The organism is Dyella nitratireducens (genome assembly GCF_014642835.1).
Classification (GTDB): domain Bacteria; phylum Pseudomonadota; class Gammaproteobacteria; order Xanthomonadales; family Rhodanobacteraceae; genus Dyella_B; species Dyella_B nitratireducens.
Genome location: NZ_BMJA01000006.1, coordinates 50,189 through 66,029 on the forward strand (window position 1 = coordinate 50,189; position 15,841 = coordinate 66,029).

General features: G+C 58.8%; 13 protein-coding genes. 7 read left to right on the top strand and 6 right to left on the bottom strand.

All coding sequences use genetic code 11. The features are described from left to right. Nucleotides 1-13: 13 nt before the first annotated feature. From IEX75_RS22095 to IEX75_RS22125, 7 genes are all read left to right on the top strand, one after another. A complete protein-coding gene (locus IEX75_RS22095) occupies nt 14-898 on the top strand; it encodes a sugar phosphate isomerase/epimerase family protein (protein WP_229721026.1) in 885 nt (294 codons plus the stop codon). Between the two features lie 32 nt (nt 899-930). After that, nucleotides 931-2,622 carry a GMC oxidoreductase gene (locus tag IEX75_RS22100; protein WP_188797850.1) on the top strand — a complete coding sequence of 564 codons (1,692 nt, stop codon included), beginning with the start codon at nt 931-933 and terminating at the stop codon, nt 2,620-2,622. An 11-nt stretch (nt 2,623-2,633) separates the two neighbouring features. Then, nucleotides 2,634-3,224: a gluconate 2-dehydrogenase subunit 3 family protein gene (locus IEX75_RS22105; protein WP_188797853.1), complete on the top strand. Its 591-nt coding sequence runs from the start codon at nt 2,634-2,636 to the stop codon at nt 3,222-3,224. Between the two features lie 155 nt (nt 3,225-3,379). Next, on the top strand, nt 3,380-4,435 hold the full coding sequence (locus IEX75_RS22110) for a sugar phosphate isomerase/epimerase family protein (RefSeq protein WP_188797855.1): 1,056 nt from the start codon (nt 3,380-3,382) through the stop codon (nt 4,433-4,435). A 2-nt stretch (nt 4,436-4,437) separates the two neighbouring features. Further along, nucleotides 4,438-5,340, top strand: a complete 903-nt coding sequence (locus tag IEX75_RS22115) for a hydroxypyruvate isomerase family protein (protein WP_188797857.1) — start codon at nt 4,438-4,440, stop codon at nt 5,338-5,340. A gap of 19 nt (nt 5,341-5,359) precedes the next feature. Continuing rightward, the gene (locus IEX75_RS22120; RefSeq protein WP_188797859.1) at nt 5,360-6,145 is read left to right on the top strand and encodes a 3-keto-disaccharide hydrolase; all 786 of its coding nucleotides are present in this window, start codon (nt 5,360-5,362) and stop codon (nt 6,143-6,145) included. Nucleotides 6,146-6,452: 307 nt separating this feature from the next. Beyond that, a complete protein-coding gene (locus tag IEX75_RS22125; RefSeq protein ID WP_229721027.1) occupies nt 6,453-8,867 on the top strand; it encodes a glycoside hydrolase family 31 protein in 2,415 nt (804 codons plus the stop codon). 407 nt (nt 8,868-9,274) lie between these two features. Here the strand turns inward: IEX75_RS22125 and IEX75_RS22130 are convergent, their stop codons facing one another. From IEX75_RS22130 to IEX75_RS22155, 6 genes are all read right to left on the bottom strand, one after another. Further along, nucleotides 9,275-9,961 (bottom strand): DUF4276 family protein, encoded by a 687-nt coding sequence (locus IEX75_RS22130; protein ID WP_229721028.1) that lies wholly within the window; start codon nt 9,959-9,961, stop codon nt 9,275-9,277. After that, nucleotides 9,922-11,022, bottom strand: coding sequence for an AAA family ATPase (locus tag IEX75_RS22135; RefSeq protein ID WP_188797861.1), 1,101 nt, complete (start codon nt 11,020-11,022; stop codon nt 9,922-9,924). Before IEX75_RS22135 ends, IEX75_RS22130 begins: the two co-directional genes overlap by 40 nt. 125 nt (nt 11,023-11,147) lie before the next feature. Beyond that, the gene (gene ssb, locus IEX75_RS22140) at nt 11,148-11,666 is read right to left on the bottom strand and encodes a single-stranded DNA-binding protein (RefSeq protein WP_188797863.1); all 519 of its coding nucleotides are present in this window, start codon (nt 11,664-11,666) and stop codon (nt 11,148-11,150) included. A 184-nt stretch (nt 11,667-11,850) separates the two neighbouring features. Then, nucleotides 11,851-13,152: a carbohydrate porin gene (locus tag IEX75_RS22145; RefSeq protein ID WP_188797865.1), complete on the bottom strand. Its 1,302-nt coding sequence runs from the start codon at nt 13,150-13,152 to the stop codon at nt 11,851-11,853. A 295-nt stretch (nt 13,153-13,447) separates the two neighbouring features. Continuing rightward, nucleotides 13,448-14,944: a glycerol kinase GlpK gene (gene glpK, locus IEX75_RS22150; RefSeq protein ID WP_188797866.1), complete on the bottom strand. Its 1,497-nt coding sequence runs from the start codon at nt 14,942-14,944 to the stop codon at nt 13,448-13,450. Nucleotides 14,945-14,958: 14 nt separating this feature from the next. Continuing rightward, nucleotides 14,959-15,804 carry an MIP/aquaporin family protein gene (locus tag IEX75_RS22155; protein ID WP_188797869.1) on the bottom strand — a complete coding sequence of 282 codons (846 nt, stop codon included), beginning with the start codon at nt 15,802-15,804 and terminating at the stop codon, nt 14,959-14,961. Nucleotides 15,805-15,841 lie beyond the last annotated feature (37 nt).

Here is a 15,841-nt window from a genome sequence, read left to right on the forward strand (position 1 = left end):
GAGAGAAACCAACATGATGATGACTCGCAGGCAGTTCCTATCTCGATCCGTGCTTTGCGGTACCGCCGCGTGGCTGGCCGGCAGCATGCCCGGCAAACTGCTGGCAGGCACTACGCAAGGCAAGCCGCTTGGCATCCAGCTCTACATGGTGCTTCAGGCGTATCAAAGCGATCCGATGAGCACGCTCAAGACGCTCAAGGCGATCGGCTACGGCGAGATCGAAGCGATCGTGACCAGTACCGCCAGGACCTTGCGCGATCAGTTGAACGACGCCGGCCTCGGTTGCCCCAGCCTGCACTTCGACAGCCTCGGCATCGAACCCGGCATCGAAGCTGCGCACGTGCTCGGCACGCAGTACATCGTCAGCAGCATGCTGCCCGCCTTCATGCAGAAGATGAATGGCAACGACAAAGGGCAACCGACGTATTCCCGCGATGACGCCAAGCGCACCGCCGCGTTCGCCAATCAGATCGGCGAGAAGGCTAAAAAGGCGGGATTGCAGTACGCCTATCACAACCACTATCGCGAATTTACCGACGTCGGCCAGGGCCAGACCTTCTACGACGTGCTGCTCAAGGACACCGATCCGAACCTGGTGAAGTTCGAACTCGATTGCGGCTGGGTGCACGTCGGCGGCAAGAATCCCATCGACCTTTTCAAGGCAAACCCTGGCCGCATTCCGCTTATGCACGCCAAGGATTTCCTTCCCACCCATGCGCCCGACGAACATCCAGGTACCGAACTTGGGCGCGGCACGCTCGACTACAAGCCAATTCTTGCCGCGGCCCATCAAGCCGGCCTGAAGCATTGCTTCGTCGAACAGGAAGGTCCGTATACCCGCATGAGCCAGCTCGACGCCGCACGCGTCGACTACGCCTATCTGCGCCCGCTGCGCTGAACCGCGCGGCCTCGATCGAGAAAGGGAAGCACATGGATAAGAATACGTACGACGCCATCGTCGTCGGCACCGGCGTCAGCGGTGGCTGGGCTGCCAAGGAATTGACCGAGAAAGGTCTTAAAACCCTGGTGCTGGAGCGTGGCCCCATGGTGCAGCACGGCGACTATCCCACCGCCATGAAAGCACCGTGGGAACTGCCTTATGCCGATCAGCCCACGCGCGAGGACATTGCGCGCCATCCGGTTCACACGCGCCCGTCGTTCTACGGCATCAAGCAATCCACCAAGCACTGGTTCGTCGACGACATCGACAATCCCTATGAGGAAACCAAGCCGTTCGACTGGTTTCGCGGCTATCACGTCGGCGGCCGCTCGCTGATGTGGGGACGGCAGAGTTATCGCTTCAGCGAGATGGATTTCGAAGCGAATGGGAAGGAAGGCATTGGTGTCGACTGGCCGATCCGTTACGACGACCTGGCACCGTGGTACGACTATGTCGAGGAGTTCATCGGCGTCAGCGGCTCGATCGAACATCTGCCGCAACTCCCGGATGGGCAATTCCTGCCGCCGATGGAACTCACCTGCGTCGAGAAGGATTTCCGCGACAAGCTGTCCGGCAAGTTCGGCCGCAAGCTCATCATCGGCCGTACGGCCAATCTATCCGCGCCACTCAAGCACGACAAAAGTCCGCAACGCGCACCTTGCCAGTACCGCAACCTGTGCATGCGCGGCTGCCCCTTCGGCGCTTACTTCAGCAGCAATTCCTCCACCCTCCCCGCAGCGGAAAAGACCGGCAACATGACGCTGGTGCCCAATGCGGTCGTGCATGAGCTGATCTACGACAATACCAAGGGCAAGGCGACCGGCGTGCGCGTGCTGGATGCCGAAACCGGCCACCAGACCGATTACTTCGCACGCGTGATTTTCCTGTGCGCATCCACGTTTGGCACTGCGCAAATCCTGCTGAACTCGACGTCCAGCCGCTTCCCTACCGGCTTCGGCAACGACAGCGGCGAAGTGGGCCATAACATCATGGATCACATCTTCGGCAGTGGCGCGCGGGCACTGGCCGACGGTTATGAGGATCGCTACTACAGCGGCCGCCGACCCAACGGCTTCTACATTCCGCGCTACCGCAACATCGGCAAAGACAAGCGCCAATATCTGCGCGGCTTCGGCTACCAAGGCGGCGCCAGCCGCGACGACTGGACACGGCTGGTGGATACGCCAGCGATCGGTGACGAGCTCAAGCATGCCGCCGAAACACCCGGTCCCTGGATGGTGTCGATGATGGGCTTCGGCGAAATGCTGCCCTCGCATCGCAACCACGTCACGCTGGACCGAAACCGCAAGGACAAGTACGGCCTGCCGCTGCTCAACTTCGATGCCGCGCACCAGGAGAACGAGATATTGATGAACAAGGAGATCATCAGCGACGCAATGGAGATGCTCAGCGCCGCCGGTTATCGCGACGTGCATTCGTTCCAGGTCCCCGCCAACGTCGGCGCCGGCATCCATGAAATGGGCACCGCACGTATGGGCCGCGACCCCAAAACATCGGTGCTCAATGCCTGGAACCAGATGCACGCCTGCAACAACGTGTTCATCACCGATGGTTCCTGCATGGCGTCGTCCGCTTGCCAGAATCCGTCGCTCACCTACATGGCACTGACGGCACGCGCGGCCAGCCGTGCCGTGGACGAACTCAAGCGCGGCAATATCTGAGGAGAAGAATCATGAACCGTCGCGAATGGTTGAAATGCATGTCCATGCTGGCCGTCGGCGCCGTGGCTGCACCGTCGCTGCTGGCGGTGTTCGATGCGCATGCTGCTGCGCAAAGCAGCGATGCGGGCATCCCGTTCTTCAGCAAGCAGCAGAGCGACCTGATGTCTGCCGTCGTCGACATCATCATGCCCCGCTCCGATACGCCAGGCGCACTCGACGCGGGCGTGCCGCGCTTCATCGATTCGATGTTCAGGGACGTCTACACCAAGGAGGAACAGCAGAACTACGTGCGTGCGCTTGCAGTCTTTGAAGAAAAGAGCGGCAAGCCGTTTCTGCAATTGGATGCCGCGCAGCGCAAGGCACTGATAACAAAATTCCACCAGGAGGCGCTCGCCAACAACAAAGAACTCGATCCGGTCTCGGCACCTGCATTCGTGCTGACGACCAAGAAGCTGACCATGCTGGGCTTCTTCATGTCACAACCGGGATGCACGCAGGTGCTGCAATATGTCGCTGTGCCGGGCGCGTACCACGCTGACATTCCGCTGTCGCAAGCGGGCAATGGCAGGGCCTGGGCTGTCGAGACGGAATTGACGATATGACGTATGCGTCGAATGGTGCTTGCGTGACTAAGGCGCGCACCTTGATCACGGCGAGGAACCGTACCCTCCCCTACTATCGTAGGGGAGGGAGCGCATTCCCGCTCAAGTAAACGCCATTCATCCATGAGCCCACGACACCTATCGAGTAATCACACATGAAGACACTCAAGGGCCCAGGTATTTTCCTCGCCCAGTACGCCGGCAATGCACCGCCCTTCAACACGCTCCCCGATATCGCCCGCTGGGCTGCATCGCTAGGCTTTGTCGGCGTGCAAATTCCCTCGAACGATCAGCGCCTGTTCGATCTTGCGCAAGCGGCGACGAGCAAGACGTATTGCGACGACATGGCCGGCATGCTGGCGGAACATGGGCTCGCCGTCACCGAGCTGTCCACGCATCTGCAAGGCCAATTGGTGGCCTCGCATCCGGCTTACGATCACCTGTTCGATGGCTTCGCGCCACCGGCACTACGAGGCAATGTGCAGGCACGCCAGACGTGGGCCGTGGAACAGCTCAAGCTGGCGGCCAAGGCAAGCCGGCATTTCGGATTATCTGCGCACGCGACGTTTTCCGGCGCGCTGGCATGGCACTTGTTCTATCCCTGGCCGCAACGCCCCGCCGGTCTGATCGACGAAGCCTTCGCCGAACTGGGCAGGCGCTGGCGGCCGATCCTGGATGCTTTTGACGACGCCGGTGTCGACGTCTGCTACGAACTGCATCCCGGTGAAGACCTGCACGACGGTGTGACGTTCGAGCGCTTCCTCGATGCCGTCGGCCATCATCCGCGCGCAAACATTCTGTACGACCCCAGCCATATGGTGCTGCAACAGCTGGACTATCTCGCGTTCATCGACATCTATCACGAGCGCATTCGCGCCTTCCACGTGAAAGATGCCGAGTTTCGTCCCAACGGACGCGCCGGTGTCTACGGCGGTTACCAGAACTGGATCGATCGTCCCGGACGCTTCCGCTCGCTGGGTGATGGGCAGATCGATTTCCGCGCCGTCTTCAGCAAGTTGGCGCAATACGACTATCCCGGCTGGGCCGTACTCGAATGGGAGTGCTGCCTGAAAGATCCCCAGCAAGGCGCCAAGGAAGGCGCAGCCTTTATCCGGGACCACATCATCAAAGTCACTGGTCGCGCATTCGACGATTTTGCCGCGACCGGCGCCGACCGCACTTTCAATCGCCACGTATTGGGGCTCGAATAAGCATGTCCGCCGATTCGCAAGGCATGACCCGCCGCGAGGCCCTTGGCAAAATCGCCACCGTAGCGGCGTTCGGCGCCACCGCAACGCTGGCATCGGCGCAAAGCGTGTCCGCTGCCCCGTCTGTCGAGAAAACCGTACCCGGGCGCTTGAAGCAATCGCTAAGCCGCTGGACCTCGAAAGCGCCGCTTCCGGAACTGTGCAAGCGTCTCAAGGCCATCGGGTTCGTGGCCGTGGATCTGCTGTATGCGGATGAATGGGCGGTGGTCAACGACAGCGGCTTGAAGGTTTCCATGGGTTATCCCGCTCGCCGCGATAATTTCATCACGATGGGCTTCAACGATCCGGCCAATCACGCGACGTTATGGAAAGAGCTGGAGATGACCATCCCGCTTGCCAAACAAGCAGGTTTGACGAACGTGATTACGATGTTCGGCAATCGGAAGCCGGGCATCGACGATCATCAAGCTATCGACAACTGCGTCGCAGGCCTCTCGAAGATTGCGCCCCTTGCGGCCGAAAACGGCATCACGCTGTGTGTGGAGCTGCTGAACAGCAAGGTCGATCATCACGGCTATCAAGGCGACCACACCGCGTTCGGCGTTGCCGTGATGAAAGGCATCAACTCACCCAACGTGAAACTGCTCTACGACATCTATCACATGCAGATCATGGAAGGTGACGTGATCCGCACGATCCGCGACAACATGCCATGGATCGGCCATTTCCATACCGGCGGCGTGCCGGGCCGCCACGAGATCGATGGTACGCAGGAACTCAACTATCACGCCATTGCCAAGGCGATTGCGGACCTCAATTTCCAGGGCTACATCGCGCACGAATTCATGCCGGCGCAAGCCGATCCGTTCGCCTCGTTCGCCGAGGCATTCAAGCTATGCACGGTTTGATTCTTTCCACGAGGTAGTCATGAAACAGCGAATCGCGGTTATTCCTGCCCTGCTCATGCTCGCAATCATGAGCCCATCGCTAGCCTTCGCGCAGACTGCCACGCAAACGCCCGAAGCCACCGAGCAATGGCAGCCGGTGCCAAAGATCGTCACGCCCGGCAAGCAGGACAGCGCACCACCTTCCGATGCCATCGTCCTGTTCGACGGACACGATCTCAGCCAATGGGAAACATCTAAAGATCACTCACCTGCGCGCTGGAAAGTCCACGATGGCGTGGTCACGGTCGACAAGCCCAGCGGCAACATCCAGACCAAGCAGAAGTTCAAGAACTACCAGTTGCACCTGGAGTGGTACGTGCCCACCAACATCACCGGCGAAGGCCAGAAACGCGGCAACAGCGGCGTGTTCCTGGCATCGACCGGACCCGGCGACGAAGGCTATGAAATCCAGGTCCTGGATTCCTTCAACAACAAAACCTACGTCAACGGACAAGCCGCCAGCATTTATAAGCAGACACCTCCGCTGGTCAATGCGATGCGTCCACCGGGTCAGTGGCAAACCTACGACATCGTCTGGACGGCGCCCGTATTTACGGCCGATGGAACACTCAAGTCACCCGCCTTCGTCACGGTATTCCACAACGGCGTGCTCGTGCAGAACCACACCGAGCTTGCCGGCGAAACGTTCTATATCGGCAAACCGAAATACAAGCCCTACGACACGGCGCCGATCAAGCTGCAGGCACACGGCGATCCCTCACCGCCCATCAGCTTCCGCCATATCTGGGTACGCCCATTGGATTGATTCCCGATAATGTGCCGACGCTCGTGCCTGCGATAGAGGCGACCAAAACGTCCTCGTAGCACATAGGCGAGCATTATGTTTTCTACCAGACGTATTTGTTAAAGCACAAAGTTTGGCCGTCTTTCACTTCTTGCGTGTCTAGCTTTATGCAATCTTCGGCGCGGTCATGTGGCTCAGCGTGAATGAGCCATCGCAAAAGCGCCAGACACGTCAGCGGGAGAGAAAGATGCGGATCGCGCACAGGGTGGATGTTCGGAATAACTCCGGCCGTATGGCGCGTGCGCGGCATAGCAGCATGCGGAGGTTGATGACTTACGCACTTGGCGCGCTACTGCTGGCGGCGTCATTGAGCGGCGTGGCAATAGCGCAGAATGTCCCGCTTGTACTGCAACGGAATGGAAGAACCATTTCACTCGAACCTTATGCCCCGAATATCCTGCGGGTGACGATAAGTATCGACCGCGCGGCTGCCGCGGCTGCGCCCGGATACGGATTCGTGGCGAAGCCATCGGAGCAAGGATGGTCGTACACGCGCGACGCAATGGGCGGCGAGATTTTTCGTTCGGCAAAAATGGTGGTGCGCGTGGCTCCGGGGGAACTCGCGAACGATCAAATTCCGAAGCGTATGCCGCTGGACGCACTAAACAACCAGTTGCGCGAAACGTACTTCGGAGGCCCCCATGAGGAGGGAGGCCCTCACGATGATGCATTGCAGGTCACCACGGCTGACGGCAGGACGCTGCTGCATATGCGCACGTGGACCATGGCGCCGGAGCGGCCGGACGTTGCACAAGCGGACGCGGGCGCAAAGGGTTACCGCGTTGCAGCCACGTTCGACTCGCCCGTAAACGAGCATTACTACGGGCTCGGGCAGCAGCAGAAGGGGTGGATGGATTTACGCGATCACGAGATTCGCTGCTGGCACGATTACGGCGCGCTGGGCGGCGAGAACGTCTGTGTGCCTTTCATGGTATCGAGCCTCGGCTACGGCCTGGTCTGGGACAATCCATCGAAAACGACGATCGACCTCGGTTTCAACGGCCAGAACGTGTGGTCATCGGAGGTCGGCAACCGCATCTCCTATTTCATCATTGCGGGAGATAGCACGGACGAGATTTACCAAGGCTACCGTCTGCTGACGGGCGTGACGCACATGCTGCCCAAGACGGTCTATGGCTATATCCAAAGCAAGGCGATCTATCCGACACAGGCCCAGGTGTTGGCGGTTGCCAACGAGTATCGGCAAAAAAATCTGCCACTGGGCGTGATGGTGGTGGATTTTCTCAACATGACCAAGCAAGGAAATCTGGATCTGGATCCAGCACGCTGGCCGGATCCTGCCGCGATGAATCGCCAACTCCATGCGATGGGTGTGGACACGCTGCTGAGCGTGTGGCCGCACTTCTCGAAAGGAACGCTGTTCTACGACATGCTGGCGAGCAAAGGCTGGCTGGTGCATACGCGGGATGGCCAACCAGACTCAGGGGGCTTCAAGGCGGTCATCGGGCCGAATATCGACACGACCAATCCGGAAGCAGCGAAGTGGTTCTGGGAAAAAATCCGCGACCGCTACATCAAGCCCTACGGCTTCGATTATCTATGGCTGGATGAAACGGAGCCGGATATCGATCCGGCCAAGGATGTGTTCTGGATCGGCTCCGGCATACGCTTCTATAACGTATACCCGCTGTTCCACACCGCTTCGGTATACGAAGGATTTCGGCGCGATTTTGGCGACAGCCGCAGGGTCATGATCCTGGCGCGCGCAGCATATCTTGGAGCCCAACGCAACGGCACCGTGTTCTGGTCGAGCGACGTCGTATCGACCTGGGACATGCTCAAGCGCTCGATTCCTGCCGGCCTCAATTTCACGGCAACAGGGTTGCCGTATTGGGATACCGATATCGCCGGATTCTTTTCGCCAGTTATTCCTCCCGACTACCATGCAGCGCACACGCCCATGGTCGACGGGTCCGACGTACGCGGCACGATCGGCAACTATGAGGATTACCCCGAACTCTTCGTACGGTGGTTTGAATGGGGCGTCTTTCAACCGGTCATGCGCGTGCACGGTGAAAGAAATCACAATGAAATGTGGTCGTACGGCAAGCAGGCCGAACCGATCCTGGCGAAATACCTGAAGCTTCGCTATCAGCTTCTGCCATACACCTACTCAGTGGCCTATCGCAGCTACCAGACCGGGGCGCCGTACATGCGAGCGCTGTTCATGGATTTCCCGGCCGATCCGATGGTGGCGAATATCCCCGACGAATACATGTATGGGCCGGCGTTCCTGGTGGCGCCGGTCACGGAGCAAGGCGCCACCCATCGGAGCGTCTATCTGCCAGCAGGTTGCGACTGGTACAACTACTGGACCCATCAGCGACTGCACGGTGGACAGACGATCGAGGTGAATGCACCCATCGATACTCTGCCGCTGTTTGTCAAAGCAGGAAGCATCGTGCCGTTGGGACCGGACGACGGGAGCGCCGGGCAAATGCAGAAAATCGTCTCCGTAAAGGTGTATCCGGGAGCAGATGGCAACTTTTCTCTCTTCCAGGATGACGGGAAGACCTACGCTTACGAGCAAGGCAAATATTCGCTCACCAAATTGATATGGGATGACGCTGCTCACCGGCTGACGCATGAGGGTGCACCGGCCTGGCATGGGCCTGATGCGTCTGTCGTGACCGTCATCGGCGGCTCTGTGGGCGTTCCATGATTTGTGATGCGTGCTTCTAGCGGGTTCTCGCTATCGGATGACTCACCAGCACGAGTATAAAGCAGGTATTTAATTTCAACGAGCGCCAAAGAAACTGGCAACAAGCAACCTGATCGTTTCGTCTCGCCGATCAAACGAGTGCCTTTACATCAATGCTAAATCCCCACGTTTCAGCGGCTGCCACAGCGTAAATCGCTTGCCGATTTCCCCCAACGCCCACGCAATCTTCGCGCCCACTGAGCTGATGTATAAATTTTCTCGTCGTTCGCACCATCCTTCAAAAGAGGGCTTCGTTCAATGGCAACAACCCAGTATTGAGGTAAACCCAAGTAAATTGAAAAACCGAAAAGGTAGCCTGTGGAGAGCCGGGCTATGCAATATGGCCTAGCTTCTTTTATTTGCACCCTCTACTCGAGCGTTTCGATTTTCCTCAGCCAACCATCAAAATGTGGGCAAGCTGCACGCATCGCGTCCAGACCGATATCGCAAGCGATCAAAGGTCCATGAGCAGTCTTCTGATAGCCAGGCCAAGCTGCAAGGATGCGCTTGGATGGTGCGGTTTGCGGACAGTCATTGATGTCTTCCGGCGCAACTCTCGCCCGTACCTCACGCAAGGGAACCAAGTTGCGATCGTCATCCGTCCATGCTTCGAAGGACTCGATCCGTACGAACAGTAAAGCCTCGAACTCGTGAACGAGAAGATTCGGAATGAAATTGCGCTGCCCAATGTCTTGCGCGAGTGCCATCTCCAAAAACGCGGCTTTGTGCTGTCCGTTGAGCATTCCCTGGTAGGCCGGATCGTCTTTGCCTGGAAAGTTGCCCGGTAGCGCATAAAGATCAAACAGGGTAGTGACATGGGCACCCGGGTCCTGCTTGCACAACCTTTCGATCTGGGGTTTGATCTTGGCATAGCTAACAACACCGCCACGATGATGAGGACTGGTGCTGACGATGATGGGTGTGAAATAGACACCCTGCCGAGCGTAATAAGGCATCACAAGTTCATTGACGAAGGCCTCTTCTGTTTGGCCTTCTACCAGCACGTAAACACGACTCAACGCCCAGGTCTCCCACCCAAAAGATTCTTCTTCCATAGATCGCCGAGGCTGTACTCGGCCAACCATTCGGACAGCGTCTGGGTATCCGGCCGCTTGAACGTCGAGGCACCACCGCGCTTGTCGACGACGATCAGATCTTCCGCATCGAATTCATTGACCAGCTCCACCGACTGCGTGGAGACGATCAATTGATGTTCCTGCGACGCAGACTTCATCAAACCTGCGAGTACGCTGATGGCAAATGGATGCAGGCCAAGTTCCGGCTCATCAATCAGGATGGCCGCCGGCACGAATTCTTCAGGCTGTAGCAGTACGGTTGCCAGACAAATAAAGCGCAGCGTGCCATCGGACAAGGCGCTGGTGGTAAAGGGCTCATCCTGCCCCTGCTCGGTCCATTCGAGTTGAATCTTCTCTTTGTTATCAACCGTGGGACGTAGGTGGAAATCACCGAAGAAAGGCGCCACTAGGCGAATGGTCTTGACGATGCGCTGATAGTTCTCGTCGTGATGATTTTTCAAGCGCAGCAAAAAGGCCGCCAGGTTGCGAGCGTCATCGCGCAAATACTCGTTATCATTGATATTGTGAATTTGTTTGACCAACGCACTCGCACTAGTATCGTGAAAATGATAGAGACGCCAGCTGCGCATGGCGGGAACGACATATTCCCAGATTGACCCGTGCCTACCTTTCTCTTTGTAGGTTGTCTCGAAATGACCTGACGCAGGATGCCACTCACCTTTCATGTTCCACCATAGCGCTTCATGCGCAAGCATCATCCGATTGTCCTGAGTGGGCTTCAGCGTAAAGCGATAGCCGTTATTGCCGAAACGCAGATCAGCAAATAACTCTTCCGTTTTCTTGCGGCCAAAGTGCAACAGCGCATCCGGACCGCCAGCCAACCCGACAGCCGTTTGCAATTGCTGATCCAGGATTCGGTTTATCAACCGGAAGAAACCGATGAAGTTCGACTTGCCCGCGCCATTGGCGCCGATCAATACATTGAGTCGCCCCATCTCCAAATCGCATTCGGCGATGGACTTGTAGCCTCGCAAGATAAGCCGCGAAATTTGGTCGGAATCATCGACATGCTTGATCATGGCCTATGTTTTTCACCCTTTGCTCACCGCTTTTTAAAAATCGACCGCCACAGCGGACTGCGGCAGCCCAGCCTCCCTTAAGGCTATAACACGCTAAAAAGCCCGCGTTGCGCGGGCTTTTTGGGTCAGAACGGGATGTCATCATCATCGAACTGATTGCCCCCGCCCATCTCCGGCGGCGGTGCCGACTGGCGCTGCGGTGCACTGCCGTAGTCGTCGCGGCTCTGCTGACGCTGGCCACCGCCACCGCCTTGCGAGCGTTCGCGATAGCCACCGCCACTACCCATGCCGCCGCCTTCACCGCCGCCCATGCCGCCGAGCATCTGCAGGTCGCTGGCGATGATGTCGGTGGAGTAGCGTTCCACTCCTTGCTTGTCGGTGTATTTGTCGGTGCGCAGAGAGCCTTCGACGTACACCTGTCGACCTTTCTTGAGGTATTCGCCGGCGATCTCGGCGAGGCGGCCGAACAGCTTCACGCGGTGCCATTCGGTGCGTTCCTGCTTCTGGCCGCTCTGCTTGTCGGTCCACTGCTCGGAAGTGGCGATGCTGAGGCTGGCGATGGCCGTGCCGCCAGCGGTGTAGCGGACTTCAGGGTCCGCGCCGAGGTTGCCGACCAGAATGACTTTGTTGATGCCGCGTGCCATGTATGACCTCGAAAAACTGAATCGGGATAAGGGCTTTCCATTTCGCCCGGGGAGCTTAGGACGGATGCTCGATGCGCATCCAGCGCCCGCAGGAGCCATCAAGCATAGGCTCATGGCCCGCCATGATACACGCCCGCCCCTCTTCCCATGTCCGGGATGGGGCCTCCGATCGATCAGAAGCTCCCTAGAACTTGGCCACCGCCCGCAGGCCCCAGACGGTGGCGTCGTGGTTGGCGCTGGTGCCGCCGGGGTGGCGGATGTACTGCACGTTGGGCATCAGCGCCAGGCCGTGCCAGAGCTGGAACTGGTAGTTGAGCTCGGTGATGTATTCGTAGCCTTGCACAGGTACCGGCCCCAGCCCGGCATCGTTAACCAAGCGCTCGGCGTTGGCGGCGCGGCGGCTGACGCGATCGCGGCCGACGGCAAAGCCCAGGCGGTCATCCGGCCGTGATGCGAACGGCCCGTCGTACAACAGGCCGACCGAGATCATCTGGTCGACAAGGTCGGTATACGGATCAGCTTGCACGACGTTGCCGAACACGCTCAGGCCACCGCCCGTGGCGTTGCGAGTGAGTTGCTGCTGACCCATGAAGTAACTGTCGGATACGCTGCTCTGCAACGCAGCGGTATCACTACTCATTAGCGCTTGTGCCCCATCGACACTCAGGGATACGTCCTGGTAGCGCGCCGTATTGCGCCAGCCACCGACACGCCATGTACCTGGCAAGGCATTCTGCCCACCGCCAAGGTTCGTATGCCAATCCAGTTCGGCCAGCATCAGGGTGCCGATGTTTGGTCCGGACGGCGACAGCTTCAAGCCTTGCGACTTGGCGGCATTGTTTGGATTGACCTGGAAACCACCGAACTTGACGGTCCAGGCAGGTGAAGGATGGATGGCGATCACGCCGCCGGTCTGCGCCAGCGGCCACGCATCCAAGCCTTTGGAAATCCAGCCCGGCAAGGCACCGCAGAAGTTGAGGTTCTGGAAATCGCACGCAAACGGAAAGAAATCAACACCGATATCCATGCGGCCGAATTTCAGGTCGACCAGATCATTCCACAGCGATTGCTCCAGATAGAAGCGCGTGATGCGCGTGATATTGCCGCCGCCGTAGATTTCCTGTGATTCCAGCAAGGTGCCGAGCCGCGCTTTCGCGTCGATCTGGCTGCCGTTGCGATCGTTGACGTCGATATGCAGTGAGCCACCCGTCCATCCCCACAGCTTCTGGAAATCGAACGCGGCATGGAGATGTATCTGATCGGCATAGGCATCTGTTTGCCGAATACCGCCACTGCTGTTGTGGGCGAATTCGCCGAGGTAGTCGACACCGAAGTCGATGCCTTGGTCGTAGAGTCGCTGGCGTGCACCATCCCAATCGCCCGTGAGCGTGGTGTCGGCGTAGTCCTGATCGGCGGCAAATGCATGTCCGCCAGCGACCATGGCGCACCCGGCCATCGCCATGAAGCCAATGATTTTTTGTTGCATGCGGATTCTCCTTGAACGTCGGAACAACGAACGACATACGCGCTGACGACAGGCATGAGGGGGCCATGCAGGCACATGCGTGCCCGCCCGTTTACGTTGTCGGGTCAGCGGTAAATGAGGCTTGCTCGAGCGTTGACGCTAGGGAGAGGTTGCCCGAGCTTGCTGCACAACATGAATTCGCGGCGAGGTTGCTTCACCCCACCCCAGCCCGCCCCTACTACATGTAGGAGCGGGAGTTATCTCTGGCGTAACTGAGTACAACGAGTAAATCCAATCCAGATAAGCAATCAGTACTTCAAATCCTGAAACCCATCGTCGCCTCCACGGCCTGTTTCCAGCCCGCGTACAGTGTTTCGCGTTGTGCTTCCGGCATCTGCGGTTCAAAGCGGCGATCAATCGCCCAGTGACGCGCAATGTCTTCGCGATTGGGCCAAAAACCTGTCGCCAGACCGGCGAGATATGCCGCGCCCAGCGCGGTCGTTTCGGCCACTTTTGGCCGCAGCACGGGAACATTGAGCATGTCGCTTTGGAACTGCCCAAGAAATCCATTGGCAATGGCGCCACCATCCGCGCGCAGTTCTTTCAACTTGATGCCGGCGTCACTTTCCATCGCGGCAAGCACGTCGCGTGTTTGATACGCCATCGATTCCACGGCAGCGCGAACGAAATGTTCCTTGCTGGTGCCGCGCGACAAACCAAATACCGCACCACGCACATCGCTGCGCCAATACGGCGCGCCCAAGCCGACGAACGCCGGCACCATGTACACGCCTTCGTTGGTTTTGGCGCGCTCGGCGTATTCCTCCGAATCGCTCGCACGGCCCAGCATGCGCAAACCATCGCGCAACCACTGGATCACCGAACCCGCCACGAAGATGGCGCCTTCCAGCGCGTACTCCACTTTGCCATCCACACCCCAGGCGATGGTGGTGAGCAGGCCGTTGTTGGAAGCAACCGCCTTGTCGCCTGTGTTCATCAGCATGAAGCAGCCGGTGCCATAAGTGTTCTTGGCCATGCCAGGCTCGAAGCAGGCCTGACCAAACAGAGCGGCTTGTTGATCGCCCGCCACGCCGGCAATCGGCACTTCCTGCCCGAAGAAATGCTGGCCGAGCGTTTTGCCGTAAATCTCGCTGCATGAGCGTACTTCCGGCAGCATGGCGCGCGGCACATCGAGCATCGCCAGCAGCTCATCATCCCAGCGCAGCTCATGAATGTTGTACATCAGCGTGCGCGAGGCATTGGTGTAATCAGTGACGTGTGCCTTGCCACCGGTGAGATTCCAGATCAGCCAGGTATCGATGGTGCCGAACAGCAGTTCGCCGCGTTTGGCGCGTTCGCGTGCACCGTCGACGCGATCGAGAATCCACTTCACTTTCGTGCCGGAAAAATAGGCGTCGATCAACAGGCCAGTCTTGGCTCGCACCTTATCGTTGTGGCCCGCGGCAATCAGCTGATCGCAGATCTCGCGCGTCTGGCGCGACTGCCACACGATGGCGTTGTAGATCGGCTGGCCGGTGGCCTTGTCCCACACCACCGCCGTTTCGCGCTGGTTGGTGATGCCGATGCCGATCACCGATCGTGGATCGACCTGCGCGTTGTTCATCACCTCGGTAATGGTGGTGAGCACGCTGGTCATGATCTCGCGCGGGTTGTGTTCCACCCAGCCCGGTTGCGGAAAGATCTGCCCGAATTCGCGCTGCGCCATGCCGACGATACCGCCGGCACGATCGAACAGGATCGCACGCGAACTGGTGGTGCCCTGGTCGATGGCCAGAATGTAAGTCTTGTCCATGGAACGGCTCCTGTTCAACGAGTTGGGTCGGTCACGACGCGATTCGCGCCACTGGCCTCTTGCGGCGATTGCAGCGCGCGCAAGCGCGCCGGCAAGAACGGATACACCAGCCACTGGTACGCAGCACCGCCCATGACGCCACCGATCAGCGGGCCGACGATGGGAATCCACCAATAGTTGTCCGGCGCCGGCAACGCAGAAGAACCCCAGCCGGCGAAATAGGCGAACAGGCGTGGACCGAAGTCACGCGCCGGATTGATCGCCCAGGCCTCGAGGTAGCCCATCGAGGCGCCAATGGTGGCCACCAGCAAGCCGATCATCAGCGCACCGGAATTGGCACCTGGCGCCATCTCGTTGTACTGCTCGGTGATGGCGAAGATGCCGAACAACAGAAAGGCGGTGAGGATGACTTGATCGAGCAGCGCATGCATCGGCGTGATGGCCAGGCCGGGATGCGTAAAGAAAACACCCGCCGCGCCACCCGCCTCACGGGTGAGCTGGTGCGCTTGAAGGTAGTGATCAATCACTGGGGAGAACAACACGTACACGATGGCTGCGCCGAGAAACGCGCCGACCACTTGCGCGATGCTGTACGGAATCACTTTCTTCCACGGGAAACCGCGGAATACCGCAAGCGCCAGCGTTACGGCCGGGTTCGCATGCGTGCCGGACACCGCGCCGGTCACGTAGATCGCGAGCGTCACCGCCAGGCCCCAGGCGATGCATACGCCCCAATAAGCATTCGCATAAGGGCTTGGGTCATACAGCACGTACATGCAGGCGACCGAATCGCCAAGACCGATGATGATGAAGGTGGCGATGGCTTCGGAAATCAGCTCGCCGATGCTTTGGCGGTTCATGACCGCACCTCTGGCGTATATGTAGTGGTGGAAAAGT